Below are 22,610 nucleotides of genomic sequence, written 5' to 3' on the forward strand. Positions count from 1 at the left end.
GTTACAGACAGGATTACGGTAACGACAATAACCTAGCGCGCCCGGGGCTGCGGCGTTTCGGGAATGAATCGATTGCCGCAGGCAGGGGCGCGGCGATCGCCACCAGGCCTCGACGCGCGGGCGGCTGAACCGGGTGGTGTGTCACAAGATTGGGGCCGCCGGCCAAACGGGTAGCGCTAGAGCCGGCGGGCGAGTTCGTCGGCCGCGGCCAACAGGTCGGCGGCCCAACGCGCCCCGGGCCGTCGACCGATCCGGTCGATCGGACCGGATACCGATATGGCGGCGACGACGACACCGCGGCCATCGCGCACCGGCGCCGAGACGCTTGCTACTCCGGGTTCGCGCTCGGCCACGCTCTGCGCCCAACCCCGGCGGCGTACTTCGGCCAGCACCCGGTCGGTGAATTTGGCGGTTGGTAGGACGGCCTGCTGGGTGGCCGGGTCGCTGTGGGCCAGTAGCACCTTGGCTCCGGAGCCCGCCGTCATCGGTAGCCGGGCGCCGACCGGAACCGTATCGCGAAGGCCCGCAGGTGGTTCCAGCGCCGCCACGCACACCCGTGACGTGCCTTCGCGGCGGTACAGCTGCACGCTTTCGCCGGTGGTCTCGCACAATCGGGGCAGCACGGTCGCGCCGGCGGTCAGCAGGGGATCGTCGACATGGGCCGCGAGCTCGGTGATCGCGGGGCCCAGGCCCCAGCGTCCGTCCTCGTCCCGCCCCAGCAGGCGATGGACCTCCAGGGCCGCCGCCAGCCGGTATGCGGTGGCTCTGGGCAGGCCGGTCCGTTCGCATAGTTCGGCCAAACCGCAGGGTGATTCCGCGGTGGCGCGCAACAGACCCACCGCTTTGTCGATGACGCCGATGCCTCTATCCTGTCTCACAAGGAGATACTAGCGTCTCGTATTATGAGATGGAGCCCTCATTGATCGCGAGCCGCGGATACACGAATCGAGGCAATTCGAGATGGCACTGCAGACGCGCGAGGCGCGCACGCTGGCTGAGAAGGTCTGGGGCGACCACGTCGTGGTGTCCGGTCGGAACGAGGCTCCCGACCTGATCTACATCGATCTGCATCTGGTGCATGAGGTCACCAGCCCGCAGGCATTCGATGGTCTGCGCCTGGCCGGCCGCCCGGTGCGACGGCCCGATCTGACTATCGCCACCGAGGATCACAATGTGCCGACCGTCGATATCGATAAGCCGATCGCCGACCCGGTGTCTCGGACCCAGGTGGAGACATTGCGGCGTAATTGCGCGGAATTCGGCATCCGGCTGCACCCCATGGGTGATGTCGAGCAGGGCATCGTGCACGTCGTGGGACCTCAGTTGGGCCTCACTCAGCCGGGAATGACCATCGTCTGTGGTGACAGCCACACTTCGACCCATGGCGCGTTCGGTGCCTTGGCGATGGGCATCGGCACTTCCGAAGTCGAGCATGTGCTCGCAACACAGACGCTGCCGTTGCGGCCGTTCAAGACGATGGCGGTCAATGTGGATGGGCAACTACCCGCAGGAGTGTCGGCCAAGGACATCATCCTTGCGCTGATCGCCAAGATCGGCACCGGCGGTGGGCAGGGGCACGTCATCGAATACCAGGGCAGCGCCATTGAATCGCTGTCCATGGAAGGCCGGATGACGATCTGCAACATGAGCATTGAGGCCGGCGCCCGAGCCGGGATGGTGGCGCCGGACGAGACCACTTACGAGTACTTGCGAAACCGGCCACACGCCCCAACCGGTGCCCAGTGGGATGCCGCGCTTGGGTACTGGCAACAACTGCGGACCGATCCTGGCGCCGTCTTCGACACCGAGGTCCATCTCGACGCCGCCGAGCTGAGCCCCTTTGTTACGTGGGGAACCAATCCCGGCCAGGGCGTGCCGCTTTGCGCCACGGTGCCCGATCCCGAGCTCATCGGCGATGACGGCGAGCGCCAGGCCGCCGAGAAAGCATTGGCGTACATGGACCTTGAGCCAGGAAAAGCCATGCGCGAGATCGCGGTCGATGCCGTGTTCGTCGGGTCGTGCACCAACGGCCGGATCGAGGATCTGCGGGTCGTGGCCGAAGTGCTGCGTGGCCGCAAGGTCGCCCCAGGGGTGCGAATGCTCATCGTTCCCGGCTCCATGCGGGTGCGTGCCCAGGCCGAGAAGGAGGGCCTGGGTGAGGTCTTCACGGTCGCGGGCGCCGAATGGCGGCAGGCGGGATGCTCTATGTGCCTAGGGATGAACCCCGATCAGCTCGCGCCGGGGGAGCGCTGTGCGGCGACGTCCAACCGCAACTTCGAGGGGCGCCAGGGCAAGGGCGGGCGGACACATTTGGTCTCGCCGGCGGTGGCCGCCGCAACCGCGGTTCGCGGCACCCTATCCGCGCCTGCCGATTTGAATTGAACTCAAACAAACATCGGAAGAGTCATGGAAGCCTTTGACACCCACACCGGCATCGGTGTACCGCTGCGCCGGTCCAATGTCGACACCGATCAGATCATTCCCGCGGTTTTCCTGAAGCGTGTCACGCGAACCGGTTTCGAGGACGGGTTGTTCGCCAGCTGGCGCTCGGATCCGTCATTCGTGCTAAACCTCAGCCCCTTTGACCGGGGCTCGGTGTTGGTGGCCGGGCCGGATTTCGGCACCGGATCCTCCCGCGAGCATGCCGTCTGGGCGCTCATGGACTACGGATTCCGGGTGGTCATCTCCTCGAGGTTCGGCGATATTTTTCGCGGGAACGCGGGCAAGGCGGGTCTGTTGGCCGCCGAAGTCGACCAAGATGGCGTTGAACTTCTTTGGAAGCTCATCGAGCAGAGTCCAGGTTTGGAAATCACTGTCAATCTTCAAGATCGAAATGTGATTGCCGGAACAGTGGTGCTGCCGTTCAGGATTGACGACCACACCGCGTGGCGACTCCTTGAAGGTCTTGACGATATAGCCCTTACGCTGCGTAAACTCGATGAAATCGAGGCATATGAGGCTGCTTATCCGGCGTGGAAACCGCGCACTTTGCCTATCTCCTGAAGGCTCTTGGGGCGGGGAATTTTCCCTTCCGTGAGCCGCTGTGGTGTGGGCAAGCAACACCCATTTTGGGGTCACTCCACCGGTCAAGGGCGGCAATCGGATTGCCGAAATTGCGTTCGACGGGTCCTGAAATTGCGCGTGGCTCTTGGAAATCAGGCAGGTGAGGGTTTACCGTGTCCACTAGTCGGTTCCATAAACGAGGACCGCTAGCTTCGGAGGGTTGGATGAACAAAGCAGAGCTCATTGACGTGCTCACACAGAAATTGGGCTCGGACCGTAGGCAGGCAACCGCGGCCGTCGAGAATGTTGTCGACACCATTGTGCGCGCCGTGCACAAGGGCGACAGCGTCACGATTACCGGATTTGGGGTGTTTGAACAGCGTCGCCGTGCGGCCCGGGTGGCCCGCAATCCGCGTACCGGTGAGACGGTGAAGGTCAAGCCGACGTCCGTCCCGGCATTTCGCCCAGGCGCGCAATTCAAAGCGGTTGTCTCTGGCGCACAGCGTCTCCCGGCGGAGGGCCCGGCGGTCAAGCGTGGCGTGATGGCGAGCGCCGCTGCCAAGAAGGCAGCAAAGAAGGCTCCCGCCAAGAAGGCCGCGACCAAGACCGCTGCCAAGAAGGCTGCGACCAAGGCTCCCGCCAAGAAGGCCGCGACCAAGGCTCCCGCCAAGAAGGCCGCGACCAAGGCTCCCGCCAAGAAGGCCGTGACCAAGGTCACCAAGGCTCCGGCCAAGAAGGTGACCAAGGCAACAGTGAAGAAGACCGCCGCCAAGGCGCCAGTCCGCAAGGCTGCGACCAAGGCACCCGCCAAGAAGGCTGCGGCAAAGAGGCCGGCCACCAAGGCTCCCGCCAAGAAGGCGACGAGCACCCGGCGCGGTCGCAAGTAAGTCAGCTCACACGCAAATACCCTTCGGGTGGCAGCGATGCCCCCCGAAGGGTATTCGTGCGTTAGGCCCGCACGTTGGCGGCCAGCGCGCCGCCGATGTGGTCGGCGGCGATGACGCGGCCGCCGGAAAGCGACAGCACCCACGTACTGCCTTTGTGGTTGCGCGATCGGTCGGAGCGGACGCCGTCGCGTTCGCACCACCAAGCGATCAGGTCCGGAATCACCTTGCCCTGTGAGCAGATCACGGGTGTGCCATCGCGCGTAGCGATCTGCAGTAGCCGTTGCCGGCCGCGTTTGGCGTTCTTGGCGTAGGCCTCTTCGGTGAGGGTGCGCTCGTTGTGGATGACCACTCCCAATTCCTCGACCAGCGGCTGCACCGTCTGATGGCAGCGCAGCCGGTCGGCCGCGTACACCGTGTCGGCACCGAAAGCGAGTAGCTGTGGCACGAGTGCCTCGGCCTGGGCTCGTCCCTTCTTGTCGAGTGGCCGTTGGGTGTCATCTCCGGAGAAGCGTGACTTGCTGCCGGCGCTGCCGTGCCGGACCACCAGGACGGTCTTGGTATCCGCCGGCTTTTTGCCGAACCGCCGCAAGACCTTTCGATCCTGTGCGTAGTCAAGCTTGGTCATCGCGTCGGCGACCGGTAACCAGATCAGCTTGTCGACCTCGTTTCCGGCGGTGAACTCCCCGCCGAGGCTGCGCGCGGCCCAGTAGTAGACCTTCTTGAGGCCCTGCTCGACGGGATAGCTCACCATGATCAGTCGCCTGCCGAGGTGGGCGTGCTGGCCCGTCTCCTCGCACACCTCACGCGCGGCCGCAACCGCTGCGGTCTCGCCGGGATCCACTTTGCCCTTGGGCAGCGACCAGTCGTCATAGCGAGGGCGGTGGATCAATGCAATCTCGATTGCCCTCTTGGCCTTTCCCGGGCGCCACAGCACCGCACCGGCGGCATATACGATTCGGTCTCCCGCGCGTCGGTGGACAGACGAGCTGGGGATCGACAAGTTAACTCCTGCAGGTCAATTCGGCCTGGGCCGCGCGCGGTCGGTTAGGTGGCACAAAACTCGCCGGAGTTTCACAGTGTTAGGGGTGGCGGTGCCGCTCCATCAGTGATACCTGATGGTCGCGAACGGTACGGCCTTCCTGAGGCGACGCGGTCCACTGACCGTCGGGCCCCAGTTCCCAGCAGCGGGTGGCAGGGTCGAGTGCGGACTCGAACAAGTCGTCCAACTGCGCGGTCAGCCGCGGGTCCTTGACCTGAGCCATCACCTCCACCCGCCGATCGAGATTGCGGTGCATCATGTCGGCGCTGCCAATCCAGAACTCGTCAATCGCGCGGAAATGCAGGATTCGCGAATGTTCTAGGAATCGGCCGAGAATCGAGCGGGCGGTGATGTTTTCCGAGAACCCCTCGGCCCCGGGGCGCAGCGCGCAGATGCCACGCACCACGACCTCGATCCGGACCCCCACTTGCGAAGCGCGGTAGAGCGCGTCGATGACCTGTTCGTCGACGAGGGCGTTCATCTTGAGCCGGATGTGGCCCTTTCCCGCCTGGGGGCCGTGTTCAAGGTGTGCGGCCACCTCGCGTTCGACGCGTTCAATGATGCCGGCACGAATCCCGTGCGGGGCCACCAACAGATTGCGATAGGACAGCTTTCGCGAGTAGCCGGTCAACGAATTGAACAGGTCGGTGAGGTCTGCGCCAATGTCGGGCGCGGCGGTCAGCAGGCCGACATCCTCATACAGGCGCGCGGTCTTGCTGTTGTAGTTTCCCGTCCCGATGTGGCAGTACCGCCGGATCACCGGGCCCTCACGACGCACGACCAGTGCTGTCTTGCAGTGCGTTTTGAGCCCGACGATGCCGTAGGCCACGTGCACGCCCGCCTGCTCCAGCGCGCGGGCCCAGCGGATGTTGGCCTGCTCGTCGAAGCGGGCCTTGATCTCGACCAGCGCCACTACCTGTTTGCCCGCCTCGGCCGCGTCGATCAGCGCCCGAACAATCGGCGAATCCCCGGAGGTGCGATACAGCGTCTGTTTGATCGCCAGCACGTTGGGGTCTGCGGCGGCTTGTTCGATGAACCGCTGCACGCTGGTGGAAAACGAATAGTAGGGATGGTGCACCAAGACGTCACCCTCGCGCAGCGTCGCGAAGATGCTCTTGGGCGTTTCGCGCTCGGCGAAGGCGGGATGGGTGGCCGGAACGAAGGTCCGATCCTTGAGGGCGGGGCGGTCCAAACCGTAGATCTGCCACAGCGATGAGAGATCCAGCAGCCCCGGCACCTCGATGACATCGCCGGGATGCACGTCGAGCTCACGCGGCAGCAACTCCAGCATGCCTTCGGTCATGTCGTCGGCAACTTCTAGCCGCACCGGCGAACCGAACCGTCGGCGAGCCAATTCCCGCTCGAGCGCCTGCAGCAGGTCTTCGTCGCGATCCTCCTCGACTTCGAAGTCTGCGTTGCGGGTGATGCGAAACGCGTGATGCTCGACGATTTCCATCCCGGGGAAGAGCACCGGAAGAAAGGCCGCGATGAGTTCCTCCACGGGCAGGAAACGGTGTACGGCCGCCCCTTCGGCTCCGTCGGTATCTGTGCCGCCCAGTTCGACGAAGCGATCGACGTTGTCGGGCACCTTTACCCGGGCGAAGTGCTGGCCACCGTCTTCGGGTTGGCGCACCGTGACCGCCAGGTTCAGGCTCAACCCGCTGACAAACGGGAACGGGTGCGCGGGGTCGACGGCCAGCGGAGTCAGTACCGGAAATACCTGCTCGTGGAAATAGGTCGACAGTTGCTCGCGCTCAGCCTGATCCAGGTCGGCCCAGGTGACAACGTAGATGCCTTCCTCGCCGAGCGCGGGCAACACCGAATCGCGAAACACCCGCGCATGGCGCCTGGCGATGCGCTGCGTCTGCTCGCCGATGCGGCCCAGCTGCTCCCGTGGGGTGAGGCCGTCGGCGGACAGAGCCGACAATCCCATCTGGTCGCGGCGTTTGAGACCGGCCACCCGAACCATGTAGAACTCGTCGAGATTGGACGCGAAGATGGCCAGGAACTTTGCCCGTTCGAGCAACGGCATCGAGTCGTCGGCGGCGAGCGCGAGCACCCGGGCGTTGAACTCCAGCCAGCTCAGTTCGCGGTTGAGGTAGCGGTCCTCGGGCAGCTGGTCGGTGGTCGCGGCCGGCGTCGCGGCCGGCGGTGCCGCCGGGGTCCTGTCGCCTGGCTCCCGTGCGTTCGTGTCTGGCCGTGCCTCTGTGACTGGGCCGGTTTCGATTTCGGTCACCCAGCGATCATTGCCTATCACCGAGTGACGTTGCCAGCGCTGAACCGACATCCGTTTGCTGTTTTTGTTCCGTTCATCCCCGCACAGCCGCCATGCGGGCTAGCGATGGTGGGCGACGACTCGTGCAGTGGCCGGTCCGACCCCGAGGCTGCGGGCGGCCGCCAAGTCCGCCGGAGTGTCGACGTCGCAACGCAGGCCGGGCCACGCGCCGGTCAGCTCGACGGCCCCGGAACGGCGATGTCGGGCGCTGGAATCCGGCCCGAACTGGGGATCGAGTGCGCTTCCGAAGGCGCACAGGGCCGCGGTGCCGGTGCCGAGCCGATCGGCGACGAAGCTGCGCTGGTGAGCGCGTGCGGCGCAGATCGCATCGGCGAGCTCCTGGGTCTGCATCGCAGGCAGATCGCCTTGCAGCACAACAATATTTGGCACGGAACCGGATACCACCTGTTCGGCGGTGAGGATGGCGTTGTTCAGCGGGTCGGGATCACCTTGGCGAGTCGGGTCGGCCAACACCTCGGCGCCGAGCTCGGTTGCCGCGGCCGCGGCGGATTCGTCCGGTGTGATGACGGTGATCGAGCGCAGGTCGCCTACCCGCGCCGCGGCGGTCAAAGTGTCCATCAGCATGGCCAGCACCACACTTTCCCGGGCCGCCGCGGAGAACACCGGGGCCAATCTCGTCTTGGCCGCACCCAATCGCTTGACGGCGATGATCAGGCCGACATCACCCGTACCGTCGGCCCGTATGCCGCTCATGAAGGCCATCCTGCCAGCGCTGGTTTCGGTGCTACCCAGCTGCCACCCCGCCGCCGCCCGCTTTCACTGGGCTGGCGCCTGCCGCAGTGACCCCCGCCGCAACAGCGTGACGGCGGCCCCTGCCGGGGTCTACTGTGTAGCGGCTACCGGTGCCGTCGCAAACGACAAATGGGACAAATAGGGGTGTGGGGATGGCCAGCACGGGAACCGTCACGGTGATGGGAGCCGGTGCCTGGGGCACCGCCCTGGCCAAGGTGTTGGCCGATGCCGGGGGCGAGGTCAAGCTGTGGGCCCGGCGCGCCGACGTTGCCAACCAGATCAACGACAGCCGATACAACCCCGACTACCTGCCCGGTACGTTGCTGCCGCCGGGGATCCGGGCCACCGCCGACGCGGCAGAGGCGCTCGCCGGCGCGGATACGGTGCTGCTGGGTGTACCCGCGCAGACGATGCGGACCAATCTCGAGCACTGGACAACCCTGATTCCACGTGGCGCGACCCTGGTGAGTCTGGCCAAGGGCATCGAGCTGGGCACCCTGATGCGGATGAGTCAGGTGATCGTCTCGATCACCGGAGCAGACCCGGCCCAGGTCGCGGTGATCTCGGGCCCCAACCTGGCTAGCGAGATCGCCGAGTGCCAGCCCGCTGCCACCGTCGTGGCCTGCAGCGACTCCGGCCGGGCCGTCGCGTTACAGCGTGCGCTCAACAGCGGCTACTTCCGTCCCTATACCAACACCGATGTCGTCGGCACCGAGATCGGGGGAGCGTGCAAAAACGTCATCGCGCTGGCGTGCGGTATGGCCGCGGGCGTTGGCCTGGGTGAAAACACCGTGGCAACCATCATCACCCGCGGATTGGCGGAGATCATCCGGCTCGGTATCGCCCTGGGCGCCAAGGGGGCGACGCTGGCCGGGCTGGCCGGGGTAGGTGACTTGGTAGCGACCTGTACGTCGTCGCGCTCCCGCAACCGGTCGTTGGGCGAGTGCCTGGGCCGCGGCGAGATCCTGCAATCGGCACTGCACAGCAAGGAAGGCCACGTCGTGGAAGGGGTGACGTCGTGCGAATCGGTGCTCGCGCTGGCGTCCAGCTACGACGTCGAAATGCCGCTCACCGACGGCGTACACCGGGTCTGCTACAAGGGCCTGTCGGTAGACGACGCGATCGCGTTGTTGCTGGGGCGTAGTACCAAACCCGAATAGGTCAGACCCGCTCTGTCGGCGCCGCCCGATTGCCCTGGTTAGTGCGGGTAGTCCGGCCTGGTCGCTCAGCACCCGGTAGCCTCTCCAGGTTGTGAGTGGCAGCAGCCGGCGTGGCGAACGTCTCCGGGTTGCCGTCGTGTTCGGCGGACGCAGCAACGAGCATGCGATCTCATGCGTGTCTGCGGGCAGCATTCTGCGCAATCTTGACCCGCGACGCTTCGAGGTGATCGCGATCGGGATCACCCCGCAAGGCTCGTGGGTGCTCACCGAGGGCAACCCGGATGCGCTGGCAATCACCGACCGGCGGCTACCCGAGGTGAGCTCCCAGTCCGGCACCGAGCTGGCCTTGCCGGCAGATCCGCGCTGGGGCGGCCAATTGGTCTCGTTGCTGCCCGGTGCCGGAGAGGTGCTGGCCTCGGTCGACGTGGTGTTTCCAGTGCTGCATGGACCGTACGGCGAGGACGGAACGATCCAGGGACTACTCGAACTCGCCGGCGTTCCCTATGTTGGCGCCGGGGTGCTGGCCAGCGCGGCCGGTATGGACAAGGAGTTCACCAAGAAACTGTGGAGTGCGGCGGGGCTACCGATCGGCCCGCATGCCGTGCTGCGCCCATCGCGACAATCGCTGGACCGCGAGGAACTGCAGCGGTTGGGGTTGCCGGCTTACGTCAAACCCGCGCGCGGCGGCTCCTCGATCGGTGTCAGCCGGGTCTCGAGCTTCGATGAGCTGCCCGCCGCGATCGCCGCCGCCCGGCGACACGATCCGAAGGTGATCGTCGAGGCCGCGATCAACGGTCGCGAGCTGGAGTGCGGCGTGCTCGAGTTCCCCGACGGCAGATTGGAAGCCAGCACCCTGGGAGAGATCCGGGTGGCCGGTGTGCGTGGACGCGAAGAGGGCTTCTATGACTTTGAGACCAAATACCTCGACGACGCTGCCGAATTGGACGTGCCGGCCAAGGTCGAAGACGACGTCGCTGACGCGGTGCGCCAGCTGGCGATTCGCGCTTTCGAGGCCATCGACTGCCAAGGCCTGGCCCGAGTCGACTTCTTCCTCACCGACGACGGCCCGGTGATCAACGAGATCAACACGATGCCAGGGTTCACCACGATCTCGATGTACCCGCGGATGTGGGCGGCCAGCGGGGTCGACTATCCCACCTTGCTGGCCACCATGGTGGAGACCGCGTTGTCGCGGGGCATCGGCCTGCGCTAACCCGCCGGGGCCGGGTCGATCGGCACCGGCGCAATGGCGCGGTCGATGATCTCGGACAACTCCTGGATGGGGGTGGGCCCCGACCCCGCGGGCAAGGTCAGCACCACGTAGACCGGACGGTCCACGGTGTACCAGGTGGATCTGCTCCCCGCCGTCGCGGTGCCGGCGGCCTCGGTTTGGTCGCTGACCCGAAACCACTGCACCCGGTCGACGACCTGAATCGGCGACCCCACCACGAAGTCGGCCGGGCGGTCCAGCCCGCAGCGCAATATCACCGGCTCATCGGCGGCCGCGGAGCTCCAGGCGCCGGTGCCTTGCGGTGCGGGTTGCACCATGGGCGCGCGCTGATAGTCGCCGAGACGCTGCGGCAACGCGGTCAGCAGCGCGTGGCACGCAGGACTGGCCGCCTGCGGGGCCGGAACCGAGGGGACGGCGACCGGTTGTCGCGGTACCTCGCGGTTGGCCGCGATCACCAGAATTGTCCCGAGGGCGGCCACGGCCAGCAGTGCGGCGGCGATGATCAGGACTCGTGGCGGACCATCGGGATCGGGTTGGGGGTTGGCCGGGGTGTCGCCTGTCACCGCGTCGGATACCTCCGGTTCAACTCGACTCTCCTGTCCCACCCGGTCCGCCCCGGAACCGCAACCGGCCCGCGCGGGTGTTTCGGGTCGTCAGGGCTCATACACTAACGCGGTCCGCCCGGGCGGGCAGGAACCCCAAAATTACCGCAGACCGCTCTCGGTTCGCGGGTATGCGAGTCCGGGCCGGTACACCACGAAGGAGGTGGCGTGGGTCAGGACACGTCGGGACAGACACCGACCCTGCGCGAGCTCGGGGAGTTCGCCGTGATCGACCGGTTGGTGCAGGGGCGCAACCAGCCCGCTGTCGTTGAGCTGGGGCCAGGCGATGATGCTGCGGTGGTGGCCGCCCCCGACGGCCGTACGGTGATTTCCACCGACATGCTGGTCCAAGATCGCCACTTCCGGCTGGACTGGTCGAGTCCCCACGACGTCGGCCGAAAAGCGATCGCCCAGAACGCCGCCGACATCGCCGCGATGGGCGCCAGGCCTACCGCGTTCGTGGTGAGCTTGGGCGCACCCGCCCACACGCCGGTGGCCGAGGTGACTGCGTTGCTCGACGGCATGTGGGAGGAGGCCGGGCGGATCGGCACCGGAATCGTCGGCGGCGATATGGTCCGGTGTCCGCAATGGGTGGTGTCGGTCACCGTTCTGGGTGACCTCGAAGGTCGCCCGCCGGTCACCCGTGGCGGCGCCAAGCCGGGCTCGTCGGTTGCGGTCGCTGGCGAACTGGGCCGTTCGGCGGCCGGATATGCGCTGTGGCACAACGAGATTGCCGGGTTTGACGAACTTCGCCGCCGCCATCTGGTACCCGACCCGCCCTACGGCCAGGGTGTGGCGGCCGCGGTGGCCGGGGCTCAAGCGATGATCGACGTCTCCGACGGCTTGGTCGCCGACCTGCGCCATATCGCCGATTCCGCTGCGGTCGGCATCGACGTCGCCACGGCGGCGTTGGCCCAAGATCATCGCACGCTGATCGCAGCCGCGGATGCGGTGGGCGCCGATCCGTGGGGGTGGGTGCTCGGTGGGGGTGAGGACCACGCGCTGGTGGCGTGTTTTTCCGGTGCGGTGCCCGATGGCTGGCGGGTGATCGGGCGGGTGTTGGACGGGCCGGCCCGGGTGCTGGTCGACGGCCAGCAGTGGAGCGGCTACGCCGGCTGGCAGGCATTTGACTAGCGCGGCAATTGAGTAGGGTGACGCGGTGACCGTCTACGCGATCGCCCAATTGAGATTCACCGACCGGCCCGCCTATGACCGGTACCAGGCAGCGTTTATGCAGGTCTTCGACCGCTACGCGGGAACGCTGCTCGCTGCCGACGAGTCACCGACGGTGGTCGAGGGGCAGTGGGACCGCGAGAAAGTGGTGCTGATGTCATTCCCTGACGAAGCGGCATTTCGGGACTGGGCGCAGTCGCCGGATTACCAGGACATCGCCAAGGATCGCCGGGAGGGCGCCGATACGGTCGTGTTGCTGGCTCGGGGGGTGCAGTGACCGCGCGGGCGCTCGATGAACTGGTCGAGCCGGGGTGGGCGAAAGCTCTCGAGCCGGTCGCCGACCAGGTAACTGCGATGGGGCAGTTCTTGCGGGCCGAACTCGCGGCGGGCCGTAAGTACCTGCCCGCGGGGCCGAACGTCTTGCGCGCGTTTACTTTTCCCTTCGGCCAGGTGCGAATTCTGATCGTTGGCCAAGATCCCTACCCGACACCCGGACACGCGGTGGGACTGAGCTTTTCGGTAGCCCCCGATGTCCGCCCGCTCCCACGCAGCCTGTCCAACATTTTCCAGGAGTATGCGGACGATCTGGGCTATCCGATGCCCGCCTGCGGCGACTTGACGCCGTGGGCGCAGCGCGGTGTCATGCTGTTGAACAGGGTGCTCACGGTTCGGCCCAGCAACCCGGCGTCACATCGGGGCAAGGGCTGGGAAGCGGTGACCGAGTGCGCCATCCGGGCTTTGGCCGCGCGGTCGCAGCCGATGGTTGCCATTCTCTGGGGGCGCGACGCGTCGACCCTGAAGCCGATGTTGGCCGACGGCGATTGTGCTTCGATCGAATCTCCACACCCATCGCCGCTATCGGCGTCTCGTGGTTTCTTCGGTTCACGGCCGTTCAGCCGGGCCAACGAATTGCTTACCGGCAGGGGAGCCGACTCGATTGACTGGCGCTTGCCCTGAGCGCCATGAGGGCGTTGCGTGCGCACCGGAGCGGCGGCCCGGAAACGCCGGCCGTCGAGCGCGCACCGGTGCCGGTGCCGGCGGCCGGCGAGGTCGTGGTAGCCGTGCGCGCTGCCGGCATCACGTTCGACGAGTTGACCTGGGACCAGACCTGGACCCGCGATGGTGTCAGCCGGACACCGGTGATCCCGTCACACGAAGTCTCCGGAGTGATCCATGAAATCGGATCGGGTACCGAAGATTTCCATTGTGGTGATGAGGTCTACGGGCTGATCGGTTTCGATCGAGACGGTGCGGCAGCCGATTTCGTCGCGGTGCCCGCCGCACACCTGGCCGCCAAGCCTGCGACGATCAGCCATACCGTGGCGGCGGCGCTGCCGCTGGCCGGGTTGACCGCGCTGCAGGCACTTGTCGATCACGCGGCGGTACGGCCCGGCGAAGCGGTATTGGTGCACGGAGGGGCCGGGGGAGTCGGGGCCCTGGTGGTCCAACTGGCGGCCATCCTCGGCGCCAACGTCACCGCTACCGTTCGCAGCGATGCCGGCGAGCTGGTCAGCCGCCTGGGTGCCCAGCGGGTAATCGACACCCGCACCGAAGCATTCGAGCGGACCGCCACGGATTTCGACGTCGTCATCGACACGGTGGGCGGGGACACATTGGACAGATCCTTCGCGGTGTTGCGTCCAGGCGGACGGCTGGTCACCCTCTCGGCACCGCCGCCCGCCGGCAAGGCCGACGAACATGGCGTTACTGCAGTGTTTTTCATCGTGACGCCCAACCGCGATCAGCTCAACAGGCTCGGCGAGCTGGTCGGCAGTGGGCGGCTGCATGTCGAGATTGCGCAGAGTTTTCCGCTGGCAAAGGGGCGCGAGGCGTTCGAAAGCGGACGGGGTGCCGCTCGGCGAGCGGGCAAGACCGTCATCACGGTTGGACAGTGATAGCGGCCGGCTCGACGCGGATTGCGCTACGGCCTGAGACCATCGAGGCATGTACGACTTGGATGAGACCATCCGTCTGCGGCGTTCGACGCGCATGTTCCTGCCCCGCCCGGTGCCGCGGCGGTTGGTGCAGGAAGCGCTCGAACTTGCGATGTGTGCTCCCTCGAACTCCAATGTGCAGCCCTGGCATGTCGTGTTTACCAGCGGTGCGGCACGCGACCGATTGGTCGCGGCGATGCTGGAAAGGGCGCGCTCCGAGCCGCCCAATGTTGCGCGATTGCCGCCGGCATTCACCCATCTACGCAGCGCACTGGGAGCACAGGTCTACGGGGCGATGGGCATTGCTCGCGATGACACGCAGGCCCGACAGACCGCTGTGCTGCGCAACTGGGAGTTCTTCCGGGCCCCGCTGGGTGGCATCGTATCGATGCACCAGGAGCTGGGGCTGGTCGACAGCATGGGTGTCGGCATGTTCCTGCAGAACCTGATGCTGGCGCTGACCGCGCGCGGTCTGGGCACCTGCGTACAGGTCTCCATCGCCGGCTATCCCGAGATCGTCCGCAAGCAGGTGGGCATACCTTCGCACCTGACCATCCTGTGTGGCCTGGCGATCGGCTATCCCGACCCGGACTTTGCCGGCAATCAGCTGCGCGTTGGTCGCGACGATGTTGCTGAACACGTCGTTTTTCTCGACGATTGACTGGCCAGCGGGCGCGAGAAGAGCTTGCGGTGACCGGAGTTGGGCGGGCCCGTACACGCCAAATCGCCCGGCTCTATCGAGACGGGCGAACAGGCGCGAGCAACCACGAACTCGGTGGCGCCGCTACTGGCTGGCCCGAACCCGCCGGTGGCTGTTCAGCCGCGGCTGACCTTACCGGCCTTGATGCACGAGGTGCAGACGTTGAGGCGTTTCTTGTTGCCGCCAGGGCGGGTCACGGCGCGCACGGTCTGGACGTTGGGGTCCCACCGGCGACTGGTGCGGCGGTGGGAGTGCGACACCGACTTGCCGAAGCCGGGGCCTTTCCCGCAGATATCGCACACAGCGGCCATTGTTGCACTCCTCAAGTCTGTTGGGTTCCGGCGACCCGGCCGGGACAGCCTAGATCTATCCAGGCCGTCCTAGGATACCGACGTCCCCGGCAAGCACCAAACGAGCCACCGCTAAGGGTGGCGTCAGGGCCGGTCTCGTCGGACCGCCTGGCTAGGCTCGATGGGCCGGGTCCCCGGTGGCCCGGGGTGTTCCCTCGCGCATGAACCGACGCAAACTATCCGCAACGTCACCGGAGCTACGCTGGCGCCCACCGGGGCTAGGCAGAGGAGGTGGGGGCAGGTTGGGCACGACTGAACGCCCGCTGGATGCCTTGGCCCTGCGAGACTGGGCGCACACCGGCGTCAGCGACCTGATCACCCACCTTGACGAGATCAACCGGCTGAACGTGTTTCCGGTCGCCGATTCCGATACCGGCGCGAACATGCTGTTCACTGTGCGATCCGCGCTTGCTCAGGTCGATTCGACGGGTGGTGCGGGGCCCGAACACCCCGAAGACCCCGAGCACAGGGATGTCGCCCAGGTCGCGGCCGCGTTGGCGGCCGGCGCCCTCAACGGCGCACGCGGCAATTCCGGGGTGATCCTGTCACAGATCCTGCGCGGTGTTTCCGATGTGACCGATAGCGCCGCCGCCGGTCAACCGTTGGCCGCAATCGACGCGGCACTGCTGGCCGCGGCCCTGTGGCGCGGCGTCGAGCTGGTCATCACGTCGATGGGCGGTGAGGAAGTGCCGGGCACCATCGTCTCGGTCCTGCGCGCCGCCGCGGTCGCGGTCCGGCAGTGTGCTGACGCCGGCGAAGGGTTGGCCGCCGCCGTCGCCGCGGCGGGGGACGCGGCGGTGGTTGCGCTGGAGAAGACCCCCGAGCAGCTCGACGTGCTGGCCGACGCGGGTGTTGTCGATGCCGGCGGACGAGGATTGTTGGTCCTGCTGGACGCGCTGCGCTCGACCATCACCGGTCAGACTCCCGCGCGATCGGTCTACGAGCCGGCCCCGCGCTCGCCGGCGCTCGGGGCGGGGGTGCCGGCACCCGTACCGCAGTTCGAGGTGATGTACCTGCTGGCCGGTTGCGATGCCGCGGCGGCCGACACGCTGCGCGATCGGCTCTCGGAGCTGGGGGATTCGGTGGCAATTGCCGCCGCACCATCGGAGAGCTATTCGGTGCATGTGCATACCGACGACGCGGGCGCGGCCGTCGAGGCCGGGCTGGCGGCGGGGCGGCTGAACAAGATCGTGATCTCGGCGCTCAGTTCCGGGACCACTGCACTGGCGGCCGGCGGTTGGACCCGCCAGCGCGCCGTGCTGGCCATTGTCGACGGCGATGGTGCCGCCGAACTGTTTGCCGCCGAAGGTGCGTGTGTGTTGCGTCCCGGCGCGGGGGCCGCGGCGCCCGCGTCCGACCTGAGCGCACACCAGTTGGTGCGCGCGGTGGTCGACACCGGTGCCGCGCAGGTCATGGTGTTGCCCAACGGCTACGTCGCCGTCGAGGAACTGGTGGCCGGCTGTACGGCGGCCATCGGCTGGGGCGTTGACGTGGTCCCGGTGTCGACGGGGTCGATGGTGCAGGGCCTGGCCGCGCTGGCCGTGCACGACCCGGCCAGTCAGGCGGTCGACGACGGCTACATCATGGCCCGGGCCGCCGGGGCCGCCCGGCACGGATCGGTACGTATCGCCACCGAGACGGCACTGACCTGGGCTGGAACCTGCAAACCGGGCGATGGTCTGGGTATCGCCGGCGATGAGGTGCTGATCGTCGCCGATGACGTCGCCGCGGCGGCGATCGGGTTGGTCGATCTGTTGTTGGCGCCGGGAGGAAACTTGGTGACGGTGCTGATAGGCGCCGGTATCGATGATGATGAACGGATTGCCAGGCTGGTTGAGAGCCTGGAAAAACACATGCACGACCATCACCCGGGGACCGAGCTGGTGATCTACCGCACCGGTCATCGCGGTGACGCGCTGCTGATCGGGGTGGAGTAGCCATGGTGGCATTGAGCGATCGGCTCGACTTCGTTCTGGGTGCCAAGGCGGCCGAGGCTCTCGACGAGGAGTTCGGCATCCGGACTGTCGACGACCTCTTGCGGCACTACCCGCGCAGCTATGTCGAAGGCGGGGCACGCCGCGGCACCGACGATGAGCAGCCCGAAGTGGGGGAGCACATCACCATCGTCGATGTCATCACCGAAACCAAGTCGTTTCCGATGAAGAAGACCCCGAGGCGGTTGTGTCTGCGGATCACCCTCGGGTCGGGGCGCAACAAGGTGACCGCCACCTTCTTCAACGCCGACTACATCAAAAAGGGCCTCACCAAGAACACCCGGGTGATGCTGTCCGGCGAAGTCGGGTACTTCAAGGGCGTCATGCAGCTCACGCACCCGGCGTTTCTGATCCTGGATTCGCCGGACGGCCAGCATCACGGCACCAAATCATTGAAGAGCATCGCCGACGCCTCCCAGGCCATCAGCGGCGAACTGGCGATGGAGGAGTTCGAGCGGCGCTTTTTCCCGATCTATCCGGCCAGCACCAAGGTGCAGAGCTGGGACATCTTCAAGTGTGTGCGCCAGGTGCTCGAAGTGCTCGACCCGGTGGACGAGCCCCTGCCAGCGGCGTTACGCGCCGAGCACGGCCTGATTTCCGAGGACGACGCCTTGCGCGCGATCCACCTCGCCGAGGATGAGTCCGAACGCGAACAAGCGCGCCGGCGGCTGACCTTCGACGAAGCCGTCGGGTTGCAGTGGGCGTTGGTGGCCCGCCGGCACGGTGAGCTATCCGAGTCGGGGCCGCCGGCCCCGGCCCGATCCGACGGCCTGGCCGCCGAGCTGTTGGCACGGTTGCCTTTCGAGCTCACCGCGGGGCAGCGCGAAGTGCTCGACGAGTTGTCCGACGGGCTGGCGGCGACCCGTCCGATGAACCGCTTGCTGCAAGGCGAGGTGGGCTCGGGCAAGACGATCGTGGCGGTGCCGGCGATGCTGCAGATGGTCGATGCGGGCTACCAGTGTGCGCTGCTGGCTCCTACGGAAGTGCTTGCCGCACAGCATCTTTTGTCTATCAACGATGTTCTGGGTCCGCTGGCGATGGGGGGCCAGCTGGGCGGCGCCGACAACGCCACCCGGGTGGCGCTGCTGACCGGCTCGATGACAGCGGGGCAAAAAAAGCAGGTTCGGGCCGGAATCGCCAGCGGTCAGGTCGGCATCGTCATCGGTACCCATGCGCTGCTGCAGGACGCGGTGGAATTCCACAATCTCGGCATGGTGGTGGTCGATGAACAACACCGCTTCGGCGTCGAGCAGCGAGACCAACTGCGGGCCAAGGCTCCCGCCGGCATCACACCGCATCTGCTGGTGATGACGGCCACGCCGATACCGCGCACCGTAGCGCTCACCGTCTACGGCGACCTGGAGACCTCCACCCTGCGTGAGCTTCCGCGCGGGCGTCAGCCGATCACCACCAACGTCATCTTTGTGAAAGACAAACCCGCCTGGTTCGATCGGGCCTGGCAGCGCATCGTCGAAGAGGTTGCCGCGGGTCGCCAGGCCTACGTGGTGGCCCCGCGCATCGACGAGAGCGACGAGAGCGACAAAGCCGAAAACGGCGCCCGCCCGTCGGCGACCGCCGTGGGGCTCTATTCCCGTTTGCAGGCCGCCGAACTGGCGGGGCTGCGATTGGCGTTGATGCACGGACGCCTGTCTGCCGACGAGAAGGAAGCCGCGATGGCGGCCTTCCGCGCCGGCAACGTTGATGTGCTGGTGTGCACCACGGTCATCGAGGTGGGTGTCGATGTCCCCAACGCCACGGTGATGCTGGTGATGGACGCCGACCGCTTCGGCATCAGCCAGCTGCACCAGCTGCGCGGCCGCATCGGGCGTGGCGAACATCCCAGCCTTTGTCTGCTGGCCAGCTGGGTTTCGCCGGGCTCGCCGGCGGGGCGACGGCTGCGCGCGGTCGCTGAGACCATGGACGGCTTTGATCTTGCCGAGCTGGACCTCAAGGAGCGCCGGGAAGGAGACGTGCTGGGCCGCAACCAGTCCGGCAAGGCGATCACCCTACGCTTGCTGTCGCTGGCCGAGCATCGGGTATTCATCGAGGCCGCCCGGGACTTCTGCAACCAGGCGTATCAGCAGAGCACTGGCGGCGGTGGCCCACATCCCGGGTTGGCTCTGATGGCGGCGCGCTTCACCAACACCGATCGCATCGACTACCTGGACAAGTCATAACGTCGTGAACCGAAAGATGTTGCTGTGGCTGTCGGTGGCCGCGCTGCTTGCGGTGCTGGTCGCCTATCAGAGCGTGCGGGCGTCGACGGCCAGGCACGCAGAGGAGTTCGCCGCGCGGGCCGGCGTTCCGACGGTCCAACCCGGGACCGACGTGCTCGCCGGGATCGGCGTGCTGCCGCGGCGAATGCACCGCTACGACTACCGCAGGGCCGCATTCGGCGCGGCCTGGGACGACAACAACGACGCCCCCGGCGGCCACAACGGGTGTGACACTCGTGACGACATCCTCGACCGCGATCTCGTCGACAAGACCTATGTGGTGACCAAGCGGTGTCCGAATGCGGTGGCCACCGGCACGCTGCACGACCCGTATACCAACACCATCGTCGTCTTCCAGCGTGGCGCCAGAGTGGGGCAATCGATGCAGATCGATCACATCGTCCCGCTGTCGTATGCGTGGGACATGGGCGCATCGGACTGGCCGGCGGCGCGGCGGCTGCGGTTCGCCAACGATCCGGCCAACTTGCTGGCCGTGCAGGGGCACGCCAATCAGGACAAAGGGGACTCCCCGCCGGCCGGGTGGATGCCGCCCAACGCCGCGTTTGCCTGCCAATACGCCATGCAATTCATCGCCGTGCTGCGCGGATATGCGCTGTCGGTCGACCGGGCGTCGAGCGACGTCCTGCGCCAGGCCGCGGCGACCTGCCCGACCGGGTAGCCGGTTACACCCCGGCGAAGGTCATCGGGTCCTCACGCAGGCGGGTCCCGTCGTTGAGGCCGTTGATGGCGTCCATGTGCTGGGAGGCCAGCTCGAACTCGAACACGTCCAGGTTGGTGGCGATGTGCTCGGCATTGGAGGAACCGAAGATGACGGCATTGCCCAGTTGCAGGTTCCAGCGCAGCAGCACCTGGGTGGGCGTCTTGCCGTACTCGCCCGCGATCGAGGTCACGGTCGGGTTGTCGGCCAGCTGGCCGAGCGCCAGCGGGGTGTAGGACTGCGTCACCACGTTGTGCTGGGCATTTGCCTTGCGCAGCTCGTCCTGGTTGAGCAGCGGGTGCAACTCGACTTGGTTGACCGCGGGGGTGACGAAGGTCAGGTCGATGACGTTGGAGACGTGTTCCTCGGTGAAGTTGGACACCCCGATGGAGCGGGTGAAGCCTTCACCGCGGGCCTGGATGAGGCCGCCGAACGCGTCCACGTACTTGCCCACCGCCGGGGCCGGCCAGTGAATCAGGTACAGGTCGACGTAGTCCAAGCCCAGCCGGTCCAGGCTGGCCTTGCAGGCCTCGCGGGACGCGGTGAAGCCGTGGTCGGCGGTGGCGACTTTGGTGGTGACGAACAACTCCGCCCGGGGAATGCCGGATGCGGCGAGGGCCCGCCCGACTGCCGCCTCGTTGCCGTATGCGGCGGCGGTGTCGATGAGCCGGCAGCCGATTTCCAATGCCGCGGACACCGCGCGCTCGGTCTCGTCATCCGACAACCCAGCGACGCCCATGCCGAGGACCGGCATGGTGTTCTCGTCATTGAGCGCTATCGATGGGGCAGAGGGGCTGGGGGCGCCCGGCATCATCTCACCTACCTGTGAAAATTGAACGTTCGCGGATTTTGACTAAGTCGGGTTCGAACCTCTGGCGACCAGGCCACCGTGATTTTATCGGCGCTCAGTTCAAAGTCGAACACGGTGGAAGTCGCTCGCAATCCGTCTGGGGGTTTACCGACTCAGGGAATCACGATATTACCGAGTTGTATATGTCACCTAATCAACGCCCGTGCCGCTGCTTCGTCGCAGGTGACGGCGACGGCGTTGCGCCCTGTGACGCTCGGTGTCGGGGGGCGCTTCGGGTGAACTTGTCCGGCGGTGGCCAGCGCCGATGCGTGGAAGATGGTCGGATGGCTGCCGCGCATCCGGCCCGCGGCTGCAACCGTGGTCCAGATTCGGCAACAAGGCTACCACGTATAGTTGGTCGCAGGGCACGTCGGACTCGCCGACCGCGCGCCGGGTTTCCCGTTCACTGCGGTTTACCTCGGGGGTTGTCGGGATCCAGCAGTTGCCGAGCCCGACGACGGCTACCGAATGATCGTCGTCCAGCAAGACGAGGCAAGACGAGACTTATCTAGCGATTCTAGGGAGTAGCCCATGACAAATAGCCTGCCAGGTGAGACGGACCTCCATCCCGAAACGGTGCACGCGACGATGAGCTGGCTGAGTCGCGTGCAGAACACCGTCACCGTCGTCGGCGCCAAGGTCATCCCATGGGTTCCCGATGTCGCCAAACGGCTGATCACACGGGGTCGCTCGGTCATCATCGACGGAAACACCCTCGATCCCGCATTGCAGCTGATGTTGTCGGGCATGCGGGTCGTGGGTCTGGACGGGCTGGTGATCGATGACGACCTGGCCGCTTCCCGCGCCCACATGCGCGAGGCGATGTTGGGATTTCCCGGTCCGCAGATCCATGTCGATGTCGAGGAATTAACCCTGCCCGGACCTGCCGGCGACATCAGCGCCAGGCATTACCGTCCGCCCGGCGATGCGGCCGCGCCGTTGCTGGTTTTCTACCACGGGGGCGGGTGGGCACTCGGCGACCTCGACACCCACGACGCGGTCTGCCGACTGACTTGTCGCGATGCGGGCATCCATGTCCTGGCGATCGACTACCGGCTGTCGCCCGAGCATCGCGCCCCCGCCGCGATCGACGATGCGTTCGCGGCCTTTGAGTGGGCGCACGCGCACGCCGCCGAGCTTGGTGCTCTGCCGGGACGGGTTGCGGTCGGTGGCGACAGTGCGGGGGGCAACCTGGCGGCCGTGGTGAGCCAGCTGGCCCGAGACAGCGGAGGCCCGGCCCCGATTTTCCAGTGGCTCATCTACCCACGAACCGACTTTGCCGGGCGGACCCGTTCCGCGAGCCTGTTCGCCCGAGGGTTCTTGCTGACCAAACGCGACATCGACTGGTTTCACTCCCAGTACCTGAAGGGCTCCGGCATCGAGCCCACGGACCCGCGGGTATCGCCGTTACGAGCCGAATCACTGGCCGGGCTGGCGCCGGCGCTGATCGCGGTGGCAGGCTTCGACCCGTTGCGTGACGAAGGCGAGAACTACGCGACCGCCCTGCGGGCCGCCGGCACCCCGGTTGACCTGCGCGCCATGGGGTCGCTGACGCACGGGTTCCTCAATCTGTTTCCGCTCGGTGGTGGTTGTGCCGCCGCAACCAGCGAGCTGATTTCTGCGCTGCGTGCACACCTGACCCGGGTTTGAGCGGTGCCGGTGGGGTGGCTTCGCGCCGTGGGTGCGGACCGTTGCGGGCACCATCGGTCAATATCGTCGTGGGTC

At 66.5% G+C, this 22,610-nt stretch carries 21 protein-coding genes; 14 read left to right on the top strand and 7 right to left on the bottom strand.

Annotated features, from left to right (window positions below; translation table 11 throughout):
* Positions 1-176 precede the first annotated feature (176 nt).
* Positions 177-878, bottom strand: a complete 702-nt coding sequence (locus tag SHTP_RS08625; protein WP_096370333.1) for an IclR family transcriptional regulator — start codon at positions 876-878, stop codon at positions 177-179.
* An 82-nt stretch (positions 879-960) separates the two neighbouring features.
* Between SHTP_RS08625 and leuC the strand changes: the two genes are divergently transcribed.
* The 3 genes from leuC to SHTP_RS08640 all read left to right on the top strand — a co-directional run bounded on the left by leuC (position 961) and on the right by SHTP_RS08640 (position 3,890).
* On the top strand, positions 961-2,382 hold the full coding sequence (gene leuC, locus SHTP_RS08630; RefSeq protein ID WP_096370334.1) for a 3-isopropylmalate dehydratase large subunit: 1,422 nt from the start codon (positions 961-963) through the stop codon (positions 2,380-2,382).
* A gap of 24 nt (positions 2,383-2,406) precedes the next feature.
* A complete protein-coding gene (gene leuD, locus SHTP_RS08635; RefSeq protein WP_096370335.1) occupies positions 2,407-3,003 on the top strand; it encodes a 3-isopropylmalate dehydratase small subunit in 597 nt (198 codons plus the stop codon).
* A 224-nt stretch (positions 3,004-3,227) separates the two neighbouring features.
* The gene (locus SHTP_RS08640; protein ID WP_012393541.1) at positions 3,228-3,890 is read left to right on the top strand and encodes an HU family DNA-binding protein; all 663 of its coding nucleotides are present in this window, start codon (positions 3,228-3,230) and stop codon (positions 3,888-3,890) included.
* A 61-nt stretch (positions 3,891-3,951) separates the two neighbouring features.
* Here the strand turns inward: SHTP_RS08640 and mutT1 are convergent, their stop codons facing one another.
* The 3 genes from mutT1 to cofC all read right to left on the bottom strand — a co-directional run bounded on the left by mutT1 (position 3,952) and on the right by cofC (position 7,918).
* Positions 3,952-4,890, bottom strand: a complete 939-nt coding sequence (mutT1, locus tag SHTP_RS08645) for an 8-oxo-(d)GTP phosphatase MutT1 (protein WP_096370336.1) — start codon at positions 4,888-4,890, stop codon at positions 3,952-3,954.
* Between the two features lie 79 nt (positions 4,891-4,969).
* Positions 4,970-7,186, bottom strand: a complete 2,217-nt coding sequence (locus tag SHTP_RS08650; protein WP_096370337.1) for an RNA degradosome polyphosphate kinase — start codon at positions 7,184-7,186, stop codon at positions 4,970-4,972.
* Positions 7,187-7,264: 78 nt separating this feature from the next.
* On the bottom strand, positions 7,265-7,918 hold the full coding sequence (cofC, locus tag SHTP_RS08655; RefSeq protein ID WP_012393543.1) for a 2-phospho-L-lactate guanylyltransferase: 654 nt from the start codon (positions 7,916-7,918) through the stop codon (positions 7,265-7,267).
* Between the two features lie 191 nt (positions 7,919-8,109).
* On the opposite strand from cofC, the gene SHTP_RS08665 reads away from it, so the two are divergent.
* Positions 8,110-9,117 (top strand): NAD(P)H-dependent glycerol-3-phosphate dehydrogenase, encoded by a 1,008-nt coding sequence (locus SHTP_RS08665; RefSeq protein WP_096370338.1) that lies wholly within the window; start codon positions 8,110-8,112, stop codon positions 9,115-9,117.
* 91 nt (positions 9,118-9,208) lie between these two features.
* On the top strand, positions 9,209-10,330 hold the full coding sequence (locus SHTP_RS08670) for a D-alanine--D-alanine ligase family protein (protein ID WP_096370339.1): 1,122 nt from the start codon (positions 9,209-9,211) through the stop codon (positions 10,328-10,330).
* Here the strand turns inward: SHTP_RS08670 and SHTP_RS08675 are convergent.
* Positions 10,327-10,911: a DUF3515 domain-containing protein gene (locus tag SHTP_RS08675; RefSeq protein ID WP_172900527.1), complete on the bottom strand. Its 585-nt coding sequence runs from the start codon at positions 10,909-10,911 to the stop codon at positions 10,327-10,329. The genes SHTP_RS08670 and SHTP_RS08675 overlap by 4 nt on opposite strands.
* Positions 10,912-11,118: 207 nt before the next feature.
* Between SHTP_RS08675 and SHTP_RS08680 the strand changes: the two genes are divergently transcribed.
* Genes SHTP_RS08680 through SHTP_RS08700 form a run of 5 tightly spaced genes read left to right on the top strand, consistent with a single transcriptional unit; the run spans position 11,119 to position 14,718 of the window.
* Positions 11,119-12,084, top strand: coding sequence for a thiamine-phosphate kinase (locus SHTP_RS08680; RefSeq protein ID WP_096370341.1), 966 nt, complete (start codon positions 11,119-11,121; stop codon positions 12,082-12,084).
* A 25-nt stretch (positions 12,085-12,109) separates the two neighbouring features.
* Positions 12,110-12,400 (top strand): DUF1330 domain-containing protein, encoded by a 291-nt coding sequence (locus SHTP_RS08685; RefSeq protein ID WP_011740044.1) that lies wholly within the window; start codon positions 12,110-12,112, stop codon positions 12,398-12,400.
* On the top strand, positions 12,397-13,080 hold the full coding sequence (locus tag SHTP_RS08690; protein ID WP_096370342.1) for a uracil-DNA glycosylase: 684 nt from the start codon (positions 12,397-12,399) through the stop codon (positions 13,078-13,080). The genes SHTP_RS08685 and SHTP_RS08690 overlap by 4 nt, the downstream gene beginning before the upstream one ends.
* 5 nt (positions 13,081-13,085) lie before the next feature.
* Positions 13,086-14,018, top strand: coding sequence for an NADP-dependent oxidoreductase (locus tag SHTP_RS08695; RefSeq protein ID WP_096370343.1), 933 nt, complete (start codon positions 13,086-13,088; stop codon positions 14,016-14,018).
* A 49-nt stretch (positions 14,019-14,067) separates the two neighbouring features.
* Positions 14,068-14,718 carry a nitroreductase gene (locus SHTP_RS08700; protein WP_012393550.1) on the top strand — a complete coding sequence of 217 codons (651 nt, stop codon included), beginning with the start codon at positions 14,068-14,070 and terminating at the stop codon, positions 14,716-14,718.
* Positions 14,719-14,873: 155 nt separating this feature from the next.
* Here the strand turns inward: SHTP_RS08700 and rpmB are convergent, their stop codons facing one another.
* The gene (gene rpmB / locus SHTP_RS08705; RefSeq protein ID WP_011740047.1) at positions 14,874-15,068 is read right to left on the bottom strand and encodes a 50S ribosomal protein L28; all 195 of its coding nucleotides are present in this window, start codon (positions 15,066-15,068) and stop codon (positions 14,874-14,876) included.
* 281 nt (positions 15,069-15,349) lie between these two features.
* Here rpmB and SHTP_RS08710 point away from each other — a divergent pair, with 281 nt between their 5' ends.
* The 3 genes from SHTP_RS08710 to SHTP_RS08720 are packed head-to-tail and all read left to right on the top strand — an operon-like array spanning position 15,350 to position 19,996.
* Entirely contained in the window at positions 15,350-17,044 is a 1,695-nt protein-coding gene (locus SHTP_RS08710) for a DAK2 domain-containing protein (protein ID WP_096370344.1), read from the top strand.
* A gap of 2 nt (positions 17,045-17,046) precedes the next feature.
* Positions 17,047-19,278, top strand: coding sequence for an ATP-dependent DNA helicase RecG (recG, locus tag SHTP_RS08715; RefSeq protein ID WP_096370345.1), 2,232 nt, complete (start codon positions 17,047-17,049; stop codon positions 19,276-19,278).
* A gap of 4 nt (positions 19,279-19,282) precedes the next feature.
* Complete coding sequence (locus tag SHTP_RS08720; RefSeq protein WP_096370346.1) at positions 19,283-19,996, top strand: HNH endonuclease family protein; 714 nt, start codon at positions 19,283-19,285, stop codon at positions 19,994-19,996.
* 4 nt (positions 19,997-20,000) lie between these two features.
* Here the strand turns inward: SHTP_RS08720 and SHTP_RS08725 are convergent, their stop codons facing one another.
* A complete protein-coding gene (locus tag SHTP_RS08725) occupies positions 20,001-20,849 on the bottom strand; it encodes an aldo/keto reductase (protein WP_036426399.1) in 849 nt (282 codons plus the stop codon).
* Positions 20,850-21,473: 624 nt separating this feature from the next.
* Between SHTP_RS08725 and SHTP_RS08735 the strand changes: the two genes are divergently transcribed.
* Positions 21,474-22,535: an alpha/beta hydrolase gene (locus SHTP_RS08735; RefSeq protein ID WP_272890004.1), complete on the top strand. Its 1,062-nt coding sequence runs from the start codon at positions 21,474-21,476 to the stop codon at positions 22,533-22,535.
* Positions 22,536-22,610 lie beyond the last annotated feature (75 nt).

It is taken from the genome of Mycobacterium ulcerans subsp. shinshuense (assembly GCF_002355775.1).
In the GTDB taxonomy this organism is placed as follows: Bacteria; Actinomycetota; Actinomycetes; order Mycobacteriales; family Mycobacteriaceae; genus Mycobacterium; species Mycobacterium marinum.